We start from the raw sequence: 13,772 nt of genomic DNA, 5'->3' as shown, positions 1-13,772 counted from the left end.
CGGCGTGACATCGGTCCGGCCGGACGCGGGCGCTGCCCCGAACGGGGGAGGCCGATCGCGTGTCGGCGCCCGGCATGCCCCGTGATCGTCTTGGGGGTGCGCCACGATGTGCCGATGGAGCTGCGCCAGCTGCGGTACTTCGTCGCCGCGGCGCGCCACCGCCACGTGACCCGCGCGGCCGAGGCGCTGCACGTGACCCAACCCGCGCTGTCCCAGCAGATCCGGCGGTTGGAGACGGAGCTGGGCGTGGCGCTCCTGCACCGCACCCCGCGCGGCGTCGAGCCGACCGCGGCGGGCGAGGAGCTGCTCGGCCGGGCCGAGGCGATCCTGGCCGAGGTCGACGGACTGGTGGCCGGGATGGACGCCCACGCCGGGGCGGCCCGCGGGATGGCGCGGGTCGGGGCGCCGATCGGCGATCCGGTCGGGCTGCCGGCGGCCCTCGCCGGCTTCGGTGCCGAGCACCCGGGGATCGGCCTGACGTTGCGGCACACGCGAGCGGGGGAGGCCGCCGAGCTGCTCCGCCACGGCACCATCGACCTCGCGGTGGTCGCCGACGGGCCGGGCCGGGAGACGCGCCTTGCCGGCATCACCGAGACCCCGCTGCGGGCGGAGCCGCTGCGGCTGATGCTGCCGGCCGACGACCCCCTCGCCAGCGCCGGCGAGCCGCTGGCGCTGTGGGCCCTGCGCGAGCGGGCGTTCGTGCTGGCGGAAGAGGGGACGGCACTGCGGGCGGCGGCGGTCGAGGCCTGTGCCCGCGCCGGGTTCGGGCCGGTCCCGCGGTTCGCGATCGGCGATCCGGCGACCGTCCGCCATCTCGTCGGGGCGGGCCTCGGGGTCGCGCTGGTCCCGGCCTCGTGGGCGGGCTCCGGCGTCTCCTGCCTGGCGTCCGGCGACGAGCTGGGCGTCCACCGGCCGGTCCTGCTCGCCCCGGCCGAGCCGTCACCCGCCGCGCGGATGCTGCACGACTGGCTGAGCGACGCGCTCGGTCCGCCGCCGGACGAGGGCTGAGCGGGCGGCCGCGCGTCGTGCGGCGCGGTCGGCCTACCGCCAGCGTCGGTGCACCTGCCGGCCGTCGGCGTCGAACCAGCGGACGTTGTTCGGGTTGTAGCGGCCGACGGGCGCCGCGGTCTCGACGTAGAAGCCGTTGTCGACGACCGGGATACGGATCGTCGGTCCGCCGGTGAGGGGGATCTCGACGCGGGTGACCCCGTCGGGGACCAGGCCGCTGGCGCCCAGGCGCCCCGCCCCATCTGGCAGGTGCTCCGGACCGGCCGCCGGGTGGGACCGACGGCGACGGGCATCCCACGCCGCCGGACGCTCGCCCGGCGACTAGAGCACCCCGTCGAGCTCCGCCACGAGGCGCCCGTACGGCCGGTTGCCGACCAGCCGCAGGACCGGCGCGCCGTCGCGGAAGAGGATCAGGGTCGGGGCGGAGAGGATCTGGTGCTGGGCGGCGGTGCGGGGGTGGGCGTCGGTGTCGAGGTGGACGATCCGGAGGTCGTCGCGTTCGCCGGCGATCCGCTCCAGGACCGGGCGCAGGACCCGGCACGGCGGGCACCAGGCGGCGCCGAAGTCGACCAGCACCGGCACGGGGCTCTCCAGCACGTCGGCGACGAACGAGTCGTCGCCGACGTCGGCCAAGGGCGCCGGGGTGACAGGCGCGACGGTCGAGGAGGGGAAGCCGGAGGAGGAGCGGTTGGGCATGCCCTCGACTCTCCGCCGATTCGCGCGCCAGGTCCAAGAGGACCTGCTGATCGGGTCGATAAGCGGCGAGCGTCGGTCGCCTCGATCGCCGTCGGCGGGAGCACGGCTGCGGTTCGTGGCATGCTCCGCAGGCGATGGACGAGCACGACCACCAGATCGGGCTGCACGGGTTGGCGCTGCTGCGCGCCGGGGTCAAGGGTGACGCGCTCGGCGTGCACCGGCACCGGAGCGCGATCGCCGAGCTGATCGGCGACCCGGAGGAAGCAGCCTCGCGGCGACTGCCCGAGGTCAGCGTCCAGGAGGGCTACGCCGCCTGGGCGACCTCCTACGACCACCGGCGCAACCCGACGATCCGGGCCGAGGGGCCGGTCGTGCACGAGCTGCTCGCCGGCCGCCCCGCCGGGGTCGCGATCGACGTCGGCACCGGAACCGGTCGCCACGCGACCTGGCTCGCCGAGCAGGGCCACGAGGTGATCGGCGTCGACGCGTCGCGGGCGATGCTCGAGGTCGCGCGGTCGAGGGCCCCGGACCTGCAGTGGGTCGAGGCCGACCTCCGTCACCTCCCGTTCGACGACGCCAGCGCCGACATCGTCGTCTGCGCGCTGACGCTCTCGCACCTGCCGACCCTCGAGCCGATCGCGGAGCTGGCCCGGCTGCTGCGGCCCGGCGGCCGCCTGGTGATCTCCAACCCGCACCCGCTGGCGACCGAGGTCCTGCACGCCCGGGCCTGGACGACCACCGCCGACGGGATCCGCGTCCAGGTGCCGGAGTGGGCGCACGGGCTCGGGGAGTACGTCAGCCGCTTCGTCGCCGCCGGCCTGATCCCGACCGAGCTCCACGAGCCCGCCCACGACGGCGAGGACCCGACGATCCAGGGGATGCCGGCGGCCGTCGTCTGGGCCGCCGATCGGCCGGGGGCCTGACGTGCGCCTGCAGAAGTTCCTCGCGCACGGGGGCGTCGCCTCGCGCCGTGCGTCCGAGCAGATCATCGCCGACGGTCGCGTGACCGTCGGCGGCGAGCTCGTCACCGACCCGGCGCGTGACGTCGGCGAGGCGGACGACGTGCGGGTCGACGGCAAGCCGGTCACGCCGGTCTCCGACACGATCGTCTTCGTGGTCAACAAGCCCGCCGGGGTCGTCTCGACCGCGAGCGACACCCACGACCGGCCGACGGTCGTCGGGCTGGTCCCGTCGCGCGGACGCCGGCTGTATCCGGTCGGGCGGCTCGATGCCGACACCACCGGCCTGATCCTGCTGACCGACGACGGCGAGCTGGCGGACCTCCTGACCCATCCGCGCTACGAGGTCCAGAAGACCTACGAGGCGATCGTCGCCGGTGGCGAGGTCGGCGAGCAGGGGCTGCGGGCGTTGCGGTCCGGGGTGATGCTCGAGGACGGTCCGACCCTGCCCGCCGGCGTCGAGCAGCACGAGCCGGGCGCGCTCCGGATCACGATCCGGGAAGGCCGCAAGCGGCAGGTCCGACGGATGTGCGAGGCGATCGACCATCCGGTCCTGCTGCTGCGGCGGGTCAAGCTCGGCCCGCTCGAGCTGGGCGATCTCCGCGAGGGCCAGTGGCGGGTGCTCGACCCGCGCGAGGTCGACGCGCTGCGCGCCGCACCCGTGAGGCAGGAGGGGGCCTAGGCCCCGCGGACCCCGGCAGCGTCGCGGAGCGGGAGGCGAGCCGTTCCGTGGACCCCTCGAGGTCGACGGCGTCCGCCCCGTGGAGGCCGGGCCGGGCGCTGCGCGCCGTGGTCGGCGCGCTGCGATCATCCGCCGAATGCGGCTGCACGCACTGCGCGGCGCGATCTCGGTGGAGCAGGACGACGCCGCCGAGATCCGCACCCGAACGATCGAGCTGATGGACGAGCTGCTGCGCCGCAATGCGCTGCGCCCCGACGACGTCGTCAGCTGCATCTTCACGGCGACCCCAGACCTGAAGGCCGCCTTCCCAGCCGCCGCCGCCCGCGAGATGGGCTTCGAGCACGTGCCGCTGATGTGCGCGGTCGAGATCGACGTGCCCGGGGCGATGCCGAAGGTCGTCCGGGTGATGGCGCACTACTACGCCGCGGACGAGGAACACCGCGCCCAGCACGTCTACCTGGGCCGGGCCAAGGCCCTCCGCGCCGACCTCGACAGCGCCCAGTAGCGCGATTTGGGACGATCAACCGGTGCCGCTGAAGCTGACCGCCACCGCGTCGAAGATCCCGTACTACCCCGCGGCCGGGGGCTACAACCTGCCGGACGGGGTGGCGCTGCTGGCCTCGAACGAGTGCCCGGACCCGCCGCTGCCCGAGGTCGTCGCCGCGGCGACCCAGGCGCTGCTGGCGACCAACCGCTACCCGGATCCGTCGTACCTGCCGCTGCGTGAGGCGCTGGCCGCCCACACCGGCGTCGAGGCCGAGCGGATCACGGTCGGCAACGGCTCCTGCGATCTGCTGCTGGGGCTGGGCGAGGCACTGCTGGAGCCGGGCACCGAGCTGGTCCACGCCTGGCCGTCGTTCTCGGTCTACCCGCACCTCGAGGCCGCGACCGGCGCGACCGCCGTCCGCGTCCCGCTCGACGCCGACGACCGTCACGACCTCGACGGGCTGCTGGCCGCGATCACCGAGCGCACGCGGCTCGTGATCGTCTGCAACCCGAACAACCCGACCTCGACCGCGGTCGGGCTCGACGAGCTTCGCGAGTTCGTGCGGAAGGTCCCCGAGGACGTCGTCGTGCTGCTGGACGAGGCGTACATCGAGTTCGCCGATGTCTACCGGCCCGAGGACTCGGTCTCGCTGCTCGACGAGCACCCGCACCTGATCATCCTGCGAACCTTCTCCAAGCTGTTCGGGCTCGCGGGCCTGCGGGTCGGCTACGGGCTCTGCGCGACGCCGGAGCTGGTCGGTGCGGTCGCTCGCGTCCGTCAGCCGTTCTCGCTCAACGTCGCCGCCGCGGCCGCGGCGACCGAGGCGCTGCGACACCCGGGGGAGACGGCGGCGCGGATCGCGCAGACGCGCGAGTCGCGGGGCGCGGTCGACGCCGGGCTGCGCGCGCTCGGGATCGCGCCGGCCGCCTCGGAGGCGAACTTCTGCTGGTTCGACCTGCCGGTCGCGGACGGCGAGGACGCCGCCGAGGTCGAGCAGCGGGTGCTCGGCGGGCTGCGCGACGACAAGATCCTCGTGCGTTCCGGCGGGGCGCTGGGGCGCGACGGCGCGCTCCGCGTGACCTACGGGACCCCGGACGACAACCAGCGGTTCCTGGCCGCGCTGGGGCAGGCGCTGGCCCGCCCCAAGGCCTGACCGGCGGCCCCGCGGGAGGCCGCTTCGGCGGCCTCCTTCACACAAGATTCCCAACGGGCGCCCCGATTCGGTCTACGGTCGGAGGCCATGGACGCCTGGGAAGCCGGCATCTTCGACGACGATCTCGCGGCCGACGTTCGCGGTGACTGGGAGGAGGCGCTGGCCCGCGGAGCGACCCCGCCCGAGGCCACAGCGCTCCTGGTCGGCGACTACGCCGACGAGATCGAGGACGATCGCGCGCTGACCGCGTCGTTCTGGATCGCGCTCGCCGCGCTGCAGCTGGGGGCGGACGCGGTCGACTCCGCCGTCCGCGACCGGGCGATGCTGGCGATCCTTCGCGGCGACGACCTCGCCCGCTGGGCGATGACCCCGTTCGACGAGCTCGATCCGGTCGACGACGCGGACGACCGCGACGAGCTCGCCGACCGCCGTCACGCGACGGCGGCCCTGCGAGCGCTGTTGCTGCGGACGTCGCTCTCCGACGCGGCCTGAGCCGACCGCGGCCCGGGCTCAGTCGTCGTCGCTGCCGGCGGCGGCGACGCCGAGCACCCGGAACCCGGAGGAGAGCCGCACCGTCTGCTCGCGGCCGGAGCTGGGCAGGACCTCGACCTCGTAGCGAGCGCGGCCCTCGTCCTCGACGTCGATCCCGGTCACGATCCCGCTGACCCGGCCGAGGGCGGCGCGCGAGGCGCGACCGGCGGTGGCGTAGCTCAGGCCGTCGCGGTCCTCGGCCGTGGTGCGGAGCACGCGGTAGCGGCCGTCGAGATGGACCTCGCGGGCCGTGTTGGCGCGGGTCAGGACGGTGACGTCGTAGCTCACCGCACCGCGGTCGTGGTCGCGGTCGATCGAGACGGCGCGGCCGGCGACCCGCTTCAGGGCGGCGGAACGGGCCTTGGTCGCCTCGACCCGGGTCAGACCGTCGTCACCCGCGGCGACGGCCGGGCCGGCGGTCGCGATCGCGACGCCGCCGACGGCGAGCGCGACGGCCACGGCGGTCAGGGGCAGGGCGGTACGGGGACGGATCATCGGGGAACGCTGCTCATGCGGATTCGTCATCGGAGCTGACGCTACGCCCCGCCGCATGAGAGGACGATGAGACGGTCAGCCACGCGTCGGTGCCGCCGCCCGGACGCGCGTCGATCCCGGCGCGGCCGCCGTGGGCCGCGGCGATCGCGGCCACGATCGGCAGGCCGAGTCCGGTCCCGCGCCGTTCGCTGCGGGTGCCGCCGCCGGTCACGAAGCGGTCGAAGGCGCGGTCGCGGAGGGCGGCGGGGACCCCCGGTCCGCGATCGAGCACGTGCAGGGCGACCCGCCCGTCGTCGGTCGCGGCGACGGCGAGCTGGGTCTCCCCGCCGCCGTGGCGGAGGGCGTTCTCGACCAGGCCGCCGAGGGCGCGAGCGAGGTCGTCGGCGTCGGCCTCGACGGTGCTCGGCCCGCCCGGCTGGACCGTCAACGTCCGGCCCTCGGCCGCGAAGAGGGGCGCGTAGCGGTCACGGACCGCGGCGAGCAGGGCCGGCAACGCGACGCGGCGGTGGTCGGCCGCACGACCCGCGTCGGAGCGGGCGAGGGTCAGCAGAGCCTCGGCCAGCCGCTCGAGCCGGCGGGTCTCGTCCGAGGCGGAGGCGAGCGCCGCCCGCAGCTCGTCGGCGCTGCGCTCGTCGGCGCTGCGCTCGCCGCGCGCGGCGAGGTCGAGCTCGGTCCGCAGGATCGTCAGCGGGGTGCGCAGCTCGTGGCTGGCGTCGGCGGCGAACGCCCGCTCGCGCCGGAAGCCCTCGGCCTGGCGGTCGAGCATCGCGTTGAGGGTGTGGCCGAGGCGGGCGATCTCGTCCCGCGAGCCGGGGACGGGCAGCCGCTCGTCCGAGGGCGCGTCGATCGCGGCAGCGCGGCGCCGCATCGCCTCGACCGGGCGCAGCGCACCGGCCGCGAGCGCGTACCCGAGCAGCGCGGAGAGCAGGACGGCGATCGGCAGGCCGACGAGCAGCGCGGTGTCGAACGACCGCAGCGTGGCGTCGCGGTCCTCGAGCGAGACGGCGGCGACCACGATCGGCAGGTCCGGGCGGTCGTCGTCGACCGGCTGGGCCCGGAGGCGGGCCTCGAAGTCGTCGCTGTCGCCGTCGTCCCGCACGACGACCCGCTGGCGGTCGACGGTCACGTCGTCGTCCGCCGCCTCGGCGAGGGCGGCCCCGCTCAGCAGCGGCGCACCGCCGAGCCCGGGGCTGGAGGCGAGCACGCGACCCGCGCGATCGACGACCTGGACGGCGACGGCGTCCTCGTCGGCCTCCGCCGCCGGGACCGCCGTGGTGGCGGCCTGACCCGCCTGCAGCGGCCCGGTCACGTCGGCGATCCGTCCGGCCAGGGCACGGTCGAGCGAGGTGTCGAGCCCCCGCTCGACCTGGGTCCGCAGGAACCCGGCGAGTCCCGCGAGGACCACGGCCATCGCGAGCGTGGACGCGACGACGACACGCAGGCGAACCGAGATCCGGCTCACGTCGGGACCTCGCCGTCGAGCCGGTAGCCGACCCCGCGGACGGTCCCGATCAGCGCGGTGCCGAACGGCCGGTCGAGCTTCTGGCGGAGGTAGCCGACGTAGACGTCGACCACGTTCGAGCGCTGCTCGTAGGAGTCGTCCCAGGCGGCCTCCAGCAGCGCCCGACGGTCGAGCACCAGGCCGGGGGCCCGCATCAGCGCTTCGAGCAGGGCGAACTCCTTCGCGGAGAGGTCGAGCTCGGCGTCGCCGTGCCACGCCCGGCGGGCCGCCGGGTCGAGCCGCAGCGGCCCGGCCTCCAGGACCGTCGGAAGCGGTGCCGCGCCGCGCCGGGTCAGCGCGCGCAGGCGGGCCTCGAGCTCCCCGAAGTCGAACGGCTTGACCAGGTAGTCGTCGCCGCCGCCGTCGAGTCCGGCGATCCGGTCCTCGACGCCGTCGCGGGCGGTCAGGAACAGCACCGGGACCCGTTGGCCGTCGGCGCGCAGCCGCCGGCAGGTCTCGAAGCCGTCGATCGTCGGCAGCCCCACGTCGAGCACGACGACGTCGTAGGCGGTCGAGCCGGCCCGCCAGAGCGCCTCCTCGCCGGTCTCGGCCAGGTCCACGGCGTGCCCGGACTCGCGGAGGCCACGGGCGAGCAACGCCGCGAGCTTTGGCTCGTCCTCGACGATCAGCAGGCGCACCGCCCCGAGGCTAGCGACCGGCGGGACGGCGCCCGGGGGCGGGAGCCGGGGGGCGACGAGGGCATCGCGGGCCCGCGCGGCGGCCGCGGTGCCGACTGCGGCCTGCGCCGGACGTTCGGCCAGCGCCGTTGGTCGGTCGCGGAGCGGTGCGCTAGGCTGACTGCGTCGATGTCGACGACCGCCCCTCGAGCCCTGCCTTTCGCAGCCGAGTATTCCCCGGTCGTCGCTCCGCGCCCTGACGCGACGTTTACGTACGCGTGGCGCACCTGGCGATTTCGCTAGGCATCCGGTCGTCGTTCCCTGACCCACCTTCGTGGGACCCGCGGGACGAACGTCGTCTCTCCCGCGAGGCGAAGCGATCGGGTGTCGGTAGCTCTTCACCCGCGCCGTCGGGACGGTGCACGTGCATGTCCATAGCCTTTCCGAACGACGTCGGGTGGCCCGGAACGACAGTCCCCGGGCGCCCGTGAGGAGTACGAACATGATGATTGTGATGCAGGCGGGAGCCACCGAGGAGCAGATCCGGGCGGCGGTCGCGCGAGTCGAGCAGGTCGGGGCGCGTCCCCACGTCAGCACCGGTGACGAGATCACCCTGATCGGCGTGATCGGGGATCGAACCCACATCGAGCAGCTCGAGGAGCTGGCGGCGGAGCCGGGGGTCGAGAAGCTCGTCCCGATCTCGAAGCCGTACAAGCTCGCCTCGCGCCAGATCGCCCACGGCAACGAGTCGACGCTCGAGATCGCCGGCCGCCGGATCGGGGGCGGGGCGTTCGCCACGATCGCCGGCCCGTGCACGGTCGAGAGTCGCGAGCAGACGCTCTCGACGGCCGACACGATGCTGGCCGACGGGGTCCAGTTCTTCCGCGGCGGGGCGTACAAGCCGCGCTCGTCCCCGTACAGCTTCCAGGGGCTGGGCCAGGAGGGCCTGGACATCCTCAAGGAGGCCAAGGAGCGGACCGGCCTGCCGATCGTCACCGAGCTGATGGACGTCCGTGACGTCGAGGCGGTCTGCGAGGTCGCCGACATCATCCAGGTCGGCGCGCGCAACATGCAGAACTACCCGCTGCTGACCGAGATCGGCAAGAGCGGCGTGGCGGCGCTGATCAAGCGTGGGCTCTCGGCGACGCTCGAGGAGCTGCTGATGGCGGCGGAGTACGTCCTCAAGGAGGGCAACAAGAACGTGCTGCTCTGCGAGCGCGGCATCCGCACCTACGAGACCGCGACCCGCTTCACGCTCGACATCGCGGCGGTCCCGGTCCTCAAGGAGCTGACCCACCTGCCGGTCGTCGTCGACCCGTCGCACGCCGCCGGGCGCCGCGATCTGGTGCTGCCGCTCTCGATGGCCGCGGCGGCCGCGGGGGCCGACGGGATCATCGTCGAGACCCACCCCGAGCCGGAGAAGGCGGTCTGCGACGGACCGCAGCAGATCCGGGCCGCGGAGTTCGGTGCGTACCTCCGTCAGGTCGAGGCCGTGGCCGCCCTCGCCGGACGGGTGCCCGCACCGGTCGCCACGGTTGCGATTTGATCGTCCGGTGAACGTCCGCTTCGCCCCTTCGGGCCCCCTCAAGGGGCGGCTGACCCCGCCCGCCGACAAGTCGATCAGCCATCGCGCCGCGATCGTCGGTGCGATGGCGACCGAGCCGGTGACCATCACCGGCTACCTCGCGGCGGAGGACACCCTGTCCACGCTCGAGGCGACCCGGACGATCGGCGCGCTGGTGCAGCGCGACGGCGACCGGGTCGTCGTGCGGGGGACGGGCCTGCGGGCGGCCGACGCGCACGGCGCCACGATCGACGTCGGCAACGCCGGCACGTTGATGCGCCTGCTGCCCGGCTGGCTGGCCGGGCAGGAGGGGCGGTCGTTTCGCTTCGACGGCGACAGCTCGATCCGGCGCCGGCCCGTCGACCGGATCGCGGTTCCGCTGCGGCAGATGGGCGCGAACATCGAGGCGACCGACGAGCGGCTGCCGCCGTTCACGGTCCACGGGACCCAGCTGCACGGGATCACCTACGAGCTGCCGGTGGCGTCCGCCCAGGTCAAGAGCTGCGTGCTGCTGGCCGGGATGATGGCCGACGGCGACACGACCGTGATCGAGCCGGTCGCCAGCCGCGACCACACCGAGCGGCTGCTCTCGCGGCTCGGGGTCCCGCTCTGGCGCGACGGCGACGCGATCACCGTCGGCCACGTCGACGAGCTGACCGTCGAGGACATCCACGTCCCCGGCGATCTCTCGTCCGCCGCCTTCCCGATCGTGGCCGGGGTCCTGGTCAAGGGCTCGCGGCTGCTGATCGAGGGCGTCAGCGTCAACTGGACCCGGGCCGGGATCCTCGACGTGCTCGAGCGGATGGGCGCGATCGTGATCGGCGAGCGCGAGCAGCGTCGCGACGGCGAGGTCCCCGGCGACGAGCCGGTGGCCGACCTCGACATCGCCCACGGGCCGCTCAAGGGCACCGTCGTCGAGGGCGCCGAGATCCCGCTGGTGATCGACGAGCTGCCGCTGGTCGCGCTGCTCGGCTGCTTCGCCGAGGGCGAGACGATCGTCCGTGGCGCCGAGGAGCTGAAGCACAAGGAGTCCGACCGGATCGCGACCGTCGTCAACGGCCTGCGCGGGCTCGGGGCCGAGATCGAGGCGACCGACGACGGCTTCGTCGTCCAGGGCGGGACGGGCATCCGCGGCGGCACGATCGAGGCCCACGGCGACCACCGCCTGGCGATGCTCGGCGCGGTCGCCGGGCTGGCGTCGCGCGAGGGCGTCGAGGTGATCGGGATGGAGGCTGCCGAGGTCTCCTACCCGGGCTTCGCCGAGCACATCGGGCGGCTGCAGCGGGCCTGAGCGGCGGCCTCGGCGGGGCGGTCGGTCCTAGCGGACCGACCGGGCCGACCCGGACCGGACCGCGCCCGCCAGCGGTCCGGCGAGCCAGGCCTCGACCTCGCGCGGCCGACACAGCCGGATGACGGCCAGCTCCGGGTACGGGCGGACGGCCGCCGCCAGCTTGTCGGCGAGCTGCGGATGGCTGTCCCAGGCGGGGCGGAACAGCTGGTCGTCGGTCAGGAGCGTGTGCAGCGGCGGCTCGCGGTTGCCGTTCCAGAGCAGCTCGCGACGGAACCGGCGACGGAGGGTCCGGCGGACCAGCCGCCGCATCACCAGCGCCCGCGGGAAGTCGAGCCAGACGACGGCGTCCGCGTGCGCGACCAGCAGCGGCCGGGCGCTGTCGTACTGCCACTCGGTGACCCACGCGGGAGCGGAGACGAGCCGCTCGACGTCGTCGAGGAAGCTCGCCCGCGGCGTCCAGTTCGGGCCGTGGAAGAGCGCGTCGATCTCGCAGTGCGGGGCGCCGAGGACGGCCGAGATCCGTCGCGCGAGCGTGGTCTTGCCGGCGCCGGACGTGCCGGCGACGAGGATCCGGGCGGGAGGCCGGGGGAGTCGGTCGTGGGGGCCGAGTGACGGCATCGGCCGCAGGCTAGCGATCGACGGCGGTCGTCCTCGGCGCCCCCAGCGCTCTATCCTGGGTCGGATGCTCGTTGCGATCGACGGTCCTGTAGGGGCCGGGAAGTCCACCGTCGCGCGGGCCGTAGCGGTCCGCCTCGGCTTCACCTATCTCGATACCGGGGCCATGTACCGGTGCGTCGCGCTGGCCGCGATCCAGGACGTGCACTCGCTGCTCGCCCGGACGGTCTCCGACCTCCGGATCGAGTTCGTCGGCGACCAGGTCTGGCTCGACAACGCCGACGCGACCGAGGCGATCCGGACCCCGGAGGTCAGTCAGCGGGCGTCGCAGGTCGCGACTGATCCCGAGATCCGCGCGGCCCTGGTCGAGCGTCAGCGGGCGATGACCCAACGCGGCGACTGGGTCGCCGAGGGCCGCGACATCGGCACCGTCGTCCGCCCGGACGCGGAGCTGAAGGTCTTCCTGACCGCCAGCGACGAGGAGCGCGCCCGCCGCCGCGCCGCCCAGACCGGGCGGACCGTGGAGGAGGAGCTGACCGACCTCCGCGAGCGCGACGAGCGCGACCGGACCCGCGAGGCGTCGCCGCTGCGACAGGCGGACGACGCGGTCGAGCTGGACACCACCGGGCTGAGCTTCGAAGAGGTGGTCGAGCGGATCGCTCTGCTCGCCACCGACACCCGTGAACGAGCCGCGAACGCGACTCCAGAGGACCGTGCATGAGACAGGTTGCGATCGTCGGCTTCCCGAACGTCGGGAAGTCCTCCCTGGTCAACCGGCTCACCGGCCGGCGCGAGGCGGTGGTCCACGAGCGGGCCGGCGTCACGCGCGACCGCAAGCACATGGACGCCGAGTGGAACGGCCGGCAGTTCCAGCTGGTCGACACCGGCGGGGTCGACGCGCTCGATCCCGACCCGATGGCAGCCGCGATCCTGGACCAGGTCCGCTCGGCGCTTTCGACGGCCGACGTCGCGGTGCTGGTCGTCGACGCCAAGACGGGCGTCCGGCCGGGCGACGAGGAGCTGGCCGACATCCTGCGCAAGTGGGACGGCCCGGTGCTCGTCGCCGCCAACAAGATCGACGTCGCGCACGACATGCCGAGCGCGGCCGAGTTCCACCGGCTCGGGCTCGGCGAGCCGATGCCCGTCTCGGCCAACCAGGGCCTGGGCACCGGCGACCTGCTCGACCGGATCGTCGAGGCGCTGCCCGAGGGCGACGACAACCCCGAGCTCTCCGACGTCCTGCGGCTGGCGATCATCGGCCGGCCGAACGTCGGCAAGTCGACGATGTTCAACAAGCTGGTCGGCGACGAGCGCACGATCGTCTCGGACGTCGCGGGCACGACCCGTGATGCGATCGACCTGCCGATCGAGATCGACGGGCGCAAGCTGGTGATCGTCGACACCGCCGGGATGCGACGGCAGTCGAAGGTCAGCGAGTCGGTCGAGTACTACACCGTCCTGCGTTCGCAGCGGGCGGTCGACCGCGCCGACGTGGCGATCGTCGTCTGCGACGCCGCCGACGGCGTCACCAGCCAGGACTTCCGGATCGCCGAGCTGGCGATGAAGGCCGGCTGCTCGACCCTGCTCGTGCTCAACAAGTGGGACGAGCACAACCTGACCGACGACGACCTCGCCCACGAGCGCGGCAAGGTCCAGAACAAGCTCCGCCTGCGCCCGCGGGTGCTGACCGCCAGCGCCCTCACCGGGCGCAACATCCATCGCGTGATCGCCGAGGCGATCGCGCTCGGCGACAAGCGCAAGGGCCGGATCCCGACCTCGCAGCTGAACCGCTTCCTGGCCGAGGTGCTCGAAGCGAAGCAGCCGCCGGCGGTTCGCGGCAGCCGCCTGAAGATGCTCTACATCACGCAGGTCGGCGAGGAGCCGCCGCGGTTCGCGATCTCGGTCAACGACCGCAACCGCGTCGTCCGCTCGTACGCGTACTTCGTGGAGAACCGCCTGCGGGCCCGCTTCGGGCTCGACGGCGTGCCGGTGATCATCGACTTCAACGAGCGCAAGACGCGCCGCAGCGAGGTCAGCATGAGCCCGGCGCGGCTCCGCCGCGAGTCGGAGTCCGGCGTCGAGATCGGCGACGGCGACGACGACGTCGAGGGCCCGCCGACCGGACGCCGCAGCTTCCACTAGATGATCGAATCCGTGGAATCGACCATCTAGC

The 13,772-nt window shown here is 74.2% G+C and carries 15 protein-coding genes; 10 read left to right on the top strand and 5 right to left on the bottom strand.

Annotated elements, in window-relative coordinates:
- Nucleotides 1-114 precede the first annotated feature (114 nt).
- A complete protein-coding gene (locus ACVUH9_RS01765) occupies nt 115-1,008 on the top strand; it encodes a LysR family transcriptional regulator (RefSeq protein ID WP_475753342.1) in 894 nt (297 codons plus the stop codon).
- Nucleotides 1,009-1,329: 321 nt separating this feature from the next.
- Here the strand turns inward: ACVUH9_RS01765 and ACVUH9_RS01760 are convergent, their stop codons facing one another.
- Nucleotides 1,330-1,704 carry a thioredoxin family protein gene (locus ACVUH9_RS01760; RefSeq protein WP_475753340.1) on the bottom strand — a complete coding sequence of 125 codons (375 nt, stop codon included), beginning with the start codon at nt 1,702-1,704 and terminating at the stop codon, nt 1,330-1,332.
- 134 nt (nt 1,705-1,838) lie between these two features.
- Here ACVUH9_RS01760 and ACVUH9_RS01755 point away from each other — a divergent pair, with 134 nt between their 5' ends.
- The 5 genes from ACVUH9_RS01755 (at nt 1,839) to ACVUH9_RS01735 (ending at nt 5,477) form a co-directional block, all read left to right on the top strand.
- On the top strand, nt 1,839-2,627 hold the full coding sequence (locus ACVUH9_RS01755) for a class I SAM-dependent methyltransferase (RefSeq protein ID WP_475753338.1): 789 nt from the start codon (nt 1,839-1,841) through the stop codon (nt 2,625-2,627).
- A 1-nt stretch (nt 2,628) separates the two neighbouring features.
- A complete protein-coding gene (locus ACVUH9_RS01750; RefSeq protein WP_475753336.1) occupies nt 2,629-3,345 on the top strand; it encodes a pseudouridine synthase in 717 nt (238 codons plus the stop codon).
- 136 nt (nt 3,346-3,481) lie between these two features.
- Nucleotides 3,482-3,850 carry a chorismate mutase gene (gene aroH / locus ACVUH9_RS01745; protein WP_475753334.1) on the top strand — a complete coding sequence of 123 codons (369 nt, stop codon included), beginning with the start codon at nt 3,482-3,484 and terminating at the stop codon, nt 3,848-3,850.
- Nucleotides 3,851-3,872: 22 nt separating this feature from the next.
- Nucleotides 3,873-4,985: a histidinol-phosphate transaminase gene (gene hisC / locus ACVUH9_RS01740; RefSeq protein ID WP_475753332.1), complete on the top strand. Its 1,113-nt coding sequence runs from the start codon at nt 3,873-3,875 to the stop codon at nt 4,983-4,985.
- Between the two features lie 87 nt (nt 4,986-5,072).
- Nucleotides 5,073-5,477 carry a hypothetical protein gene (locus tag ACVUH9_RS01735; RefSeq protein ID WP_475753330.1) on the top strand — a complete coding sequence of 135 codons (405 nt, stop codon included), beginning with the start codon at nt 5,073-5,075 and terminating at the stop codon, nt 5,475-5,477.
- An 18-nt stretch (nt 5,478-5,495) separates the two neighbouring features.
- Here ACVUH9_RS01735 and ACVUH9_RS01730 read toward each other — a convergent pair whose 3' ends face one another.
- Genes ACVUH9_RS01730 through ACVUH9_RS01720 form a run of 3 tightly spaced genes read right to left on the bottom strand, consistent with a single transcriptional unit; the run spans nt 5,496 to nt 8,150 of the window.
- Nucleotides 5,496-6,011 (bottom strand): PepSY domain-containing protein, encoded by a 516-nt coding sequence (locus tag ACVUH9_RS01730; RefSeq protein ID WP_475753329.1) that lies wholly within the window; start codon nt 6,009-6,011, stop codon nt 5,496-5,498.
- 13 nt (nt 6,012-6,024) lie between these two features.
- Complete coding sequence (locus ACVUH9_RS01725; protein WP_475753327.1) at nt 6,025-7,473, bottom strand: ATP-binding protein; 1,449 nt, start codon at nt 7,471-7,473, stop codon at nt 6,025-6,027.
- Nucleotides 7,470-8,150 carry a response regulator transcription factor gene (locus ACVUH9_RS01720; protein WP_475753325.1) on the bottom strand — a complete coding sequence of 227 codons (681 nt, stop codon included), beginning with the start codon at nt 8,148-8,150 and terminating at the stop codon, nt 7,470-7,472. Before ACVUH9_RS01720 ends, ACVUH9_RS01725 begins: the two co-directional genes overlap by 4 nt.
- Nucleotides 8,151-8,631: 481 nt before the next feature.
- Here ACVUH9_RS01720 and aroF point away from each other — a divergent pair, with 481 nt between their 5' ends.
- Nucleotides 8,632-9,675, top strand: coding sequence for a 3-deoxy-7-phosphoheptulonate synthase (aroF, locus tag ACVUH9_RS01715; protein WP_475753323.1), 1,044 nt, complete (start codon nt 8,632-8,634; stop codon nt 9,673-9,675).
- A gap of 7 nt (nt 9,676-9,682) precedes the next feature.
- Entirely contained in the window at nt 9,683-10,984 is a 1,302-nt protein-coding gene (gene aroA / locus ACVUH9_RS01710) for a 3-phosphoshikimate 1-carboxyvinyltransferase (RefSeq protein WP_475753321.1), read from the top strand.
- Nucleotides 10,985-11,011: 27 nt separating this feature from the next.
- Here aroA and ACVUH9_RS01705 read toward each other — a convergent pair whose 3' ends face one another.
- Nucleotides 11,012-11,602 carry a P-loop NTPase family protein gene (locus ACVUH9_RS01705; RefSeq protein WP_475753319.1) on the bottom strand — a complete coding sequence of 197 codons (591 nt, stop codon included), beginning with the start codon at nt 11,600-11,602 and terminating at the stop codon, nt 11,012-11,014.
- 64 nt (nt 11,603-11,666) lie between these two features.
- Here ACVUH9_RS01705 and cmk point away from each other — a divergent pair, with 64 nt between their 5' ends.
- Nucleotides 11,667-12,320, top strand: a complete 654-nt coding sequence (cmk, locus tag ACVUH9_RS01700; RefSeq protein WP_475753317.1) for a (d)CMP kinase — start codon at nt 11,667-11,669, stop codon at nt 12,318-12,320.
- On the top strand, nt 12,317-13,741 hold the full coding sequence (gene der / locus ACVUH9_RS01695; protein WP_475753315.1) for a ribosome biogenesis GTPase Der: 1,425 nt from the start codon (nt 12,317-12,319) through the stop codon (nt 13,739-13,741). Before cmk ends, der begins: the two co-directional genes overlap by 4 nt.
- Nucleotides 13,742-13,772: the final 31 nt, after the last annotated feature.

Source organism: Patulibacter ginsengiterrae (assembly GCF_056269115.1).
Note: the sequence above shows the minus strand (reverse complement) of the source record. Positions and strands in the feature narration are given on the sequence as shown.

Bases quoted from the DNA above. Each gene is read 5' to 3' on its own strand.
- ACVUH9_RS01765 (WP_475753342.1), top strand. From the start codon at position 115: ATGGAGCTGCGCCAGCTGCGGTACTTCGTCGCCGCGGCGCGCCACCGC.
- ACVUH9_RS01760 (WP_475753340.1), bottom strand. From the start codon at position 1,704: ATGCCCAACCGCTCCTCCTCCGGCTTCCCCTCCTCGACCGTCGCGCCT.
- ACVUH9_RS01755 (WP_475753338.1), top strand. From the start codon at position 1,839: ATGGACGAGCACGACCACCAGATCGGGCTGCACGGGTTGGCGCTGCTG.
- aroH (WP_475753334.1), top strand. From the start codon at position 3,482: ATGCGGCTGCACGCACTGCGCGGCGCGATCTCGGTGGAGCAGGACGAC.
- ACVUH9_RS01735 (WP_475753330.1), top strand. From the start codon at position 5,073: ATGGACGCCTGGGAAGCCGGCATCTTCGACGACGATCTCGCGGCCGAC.
- ACVUH9_RS01730 (WP_475753329.1), bottom strand. From the start codon at position 6,011: ATGATCCGTCCCCGTACCGCCCTGCCCCTGACCGCCGTGGCCGTCGCG.
- aroF (WP_475753323.1), top strand. From the start codon at position 8,632: ATGATGATTGTGATGCAGGCGGGAGCCACCGAGGAGCAGATCCGGGCG.
- ACVUH9_RS01705 (WP_475753319.1), bottom strand. From the start codon at position 11,602: ATGCCGTCACTCGGCCCCCACGACCGACTCCCCCGGCCTCCCGCCCGG.
- cmk (WP_475753317.1), top strand. From the start codon at position 11,667: ATGCTCGTTGCGATCGACGGTCCTGTAGGGGCCGGGAAGTCCACCGTC.
- der (WP_475753315.1), top strand. From the start codon at position 12,317: ATGAGACAGGTTGCGATCGTCGGCTTCCCGAACGTCGGGAAGTCCTCC.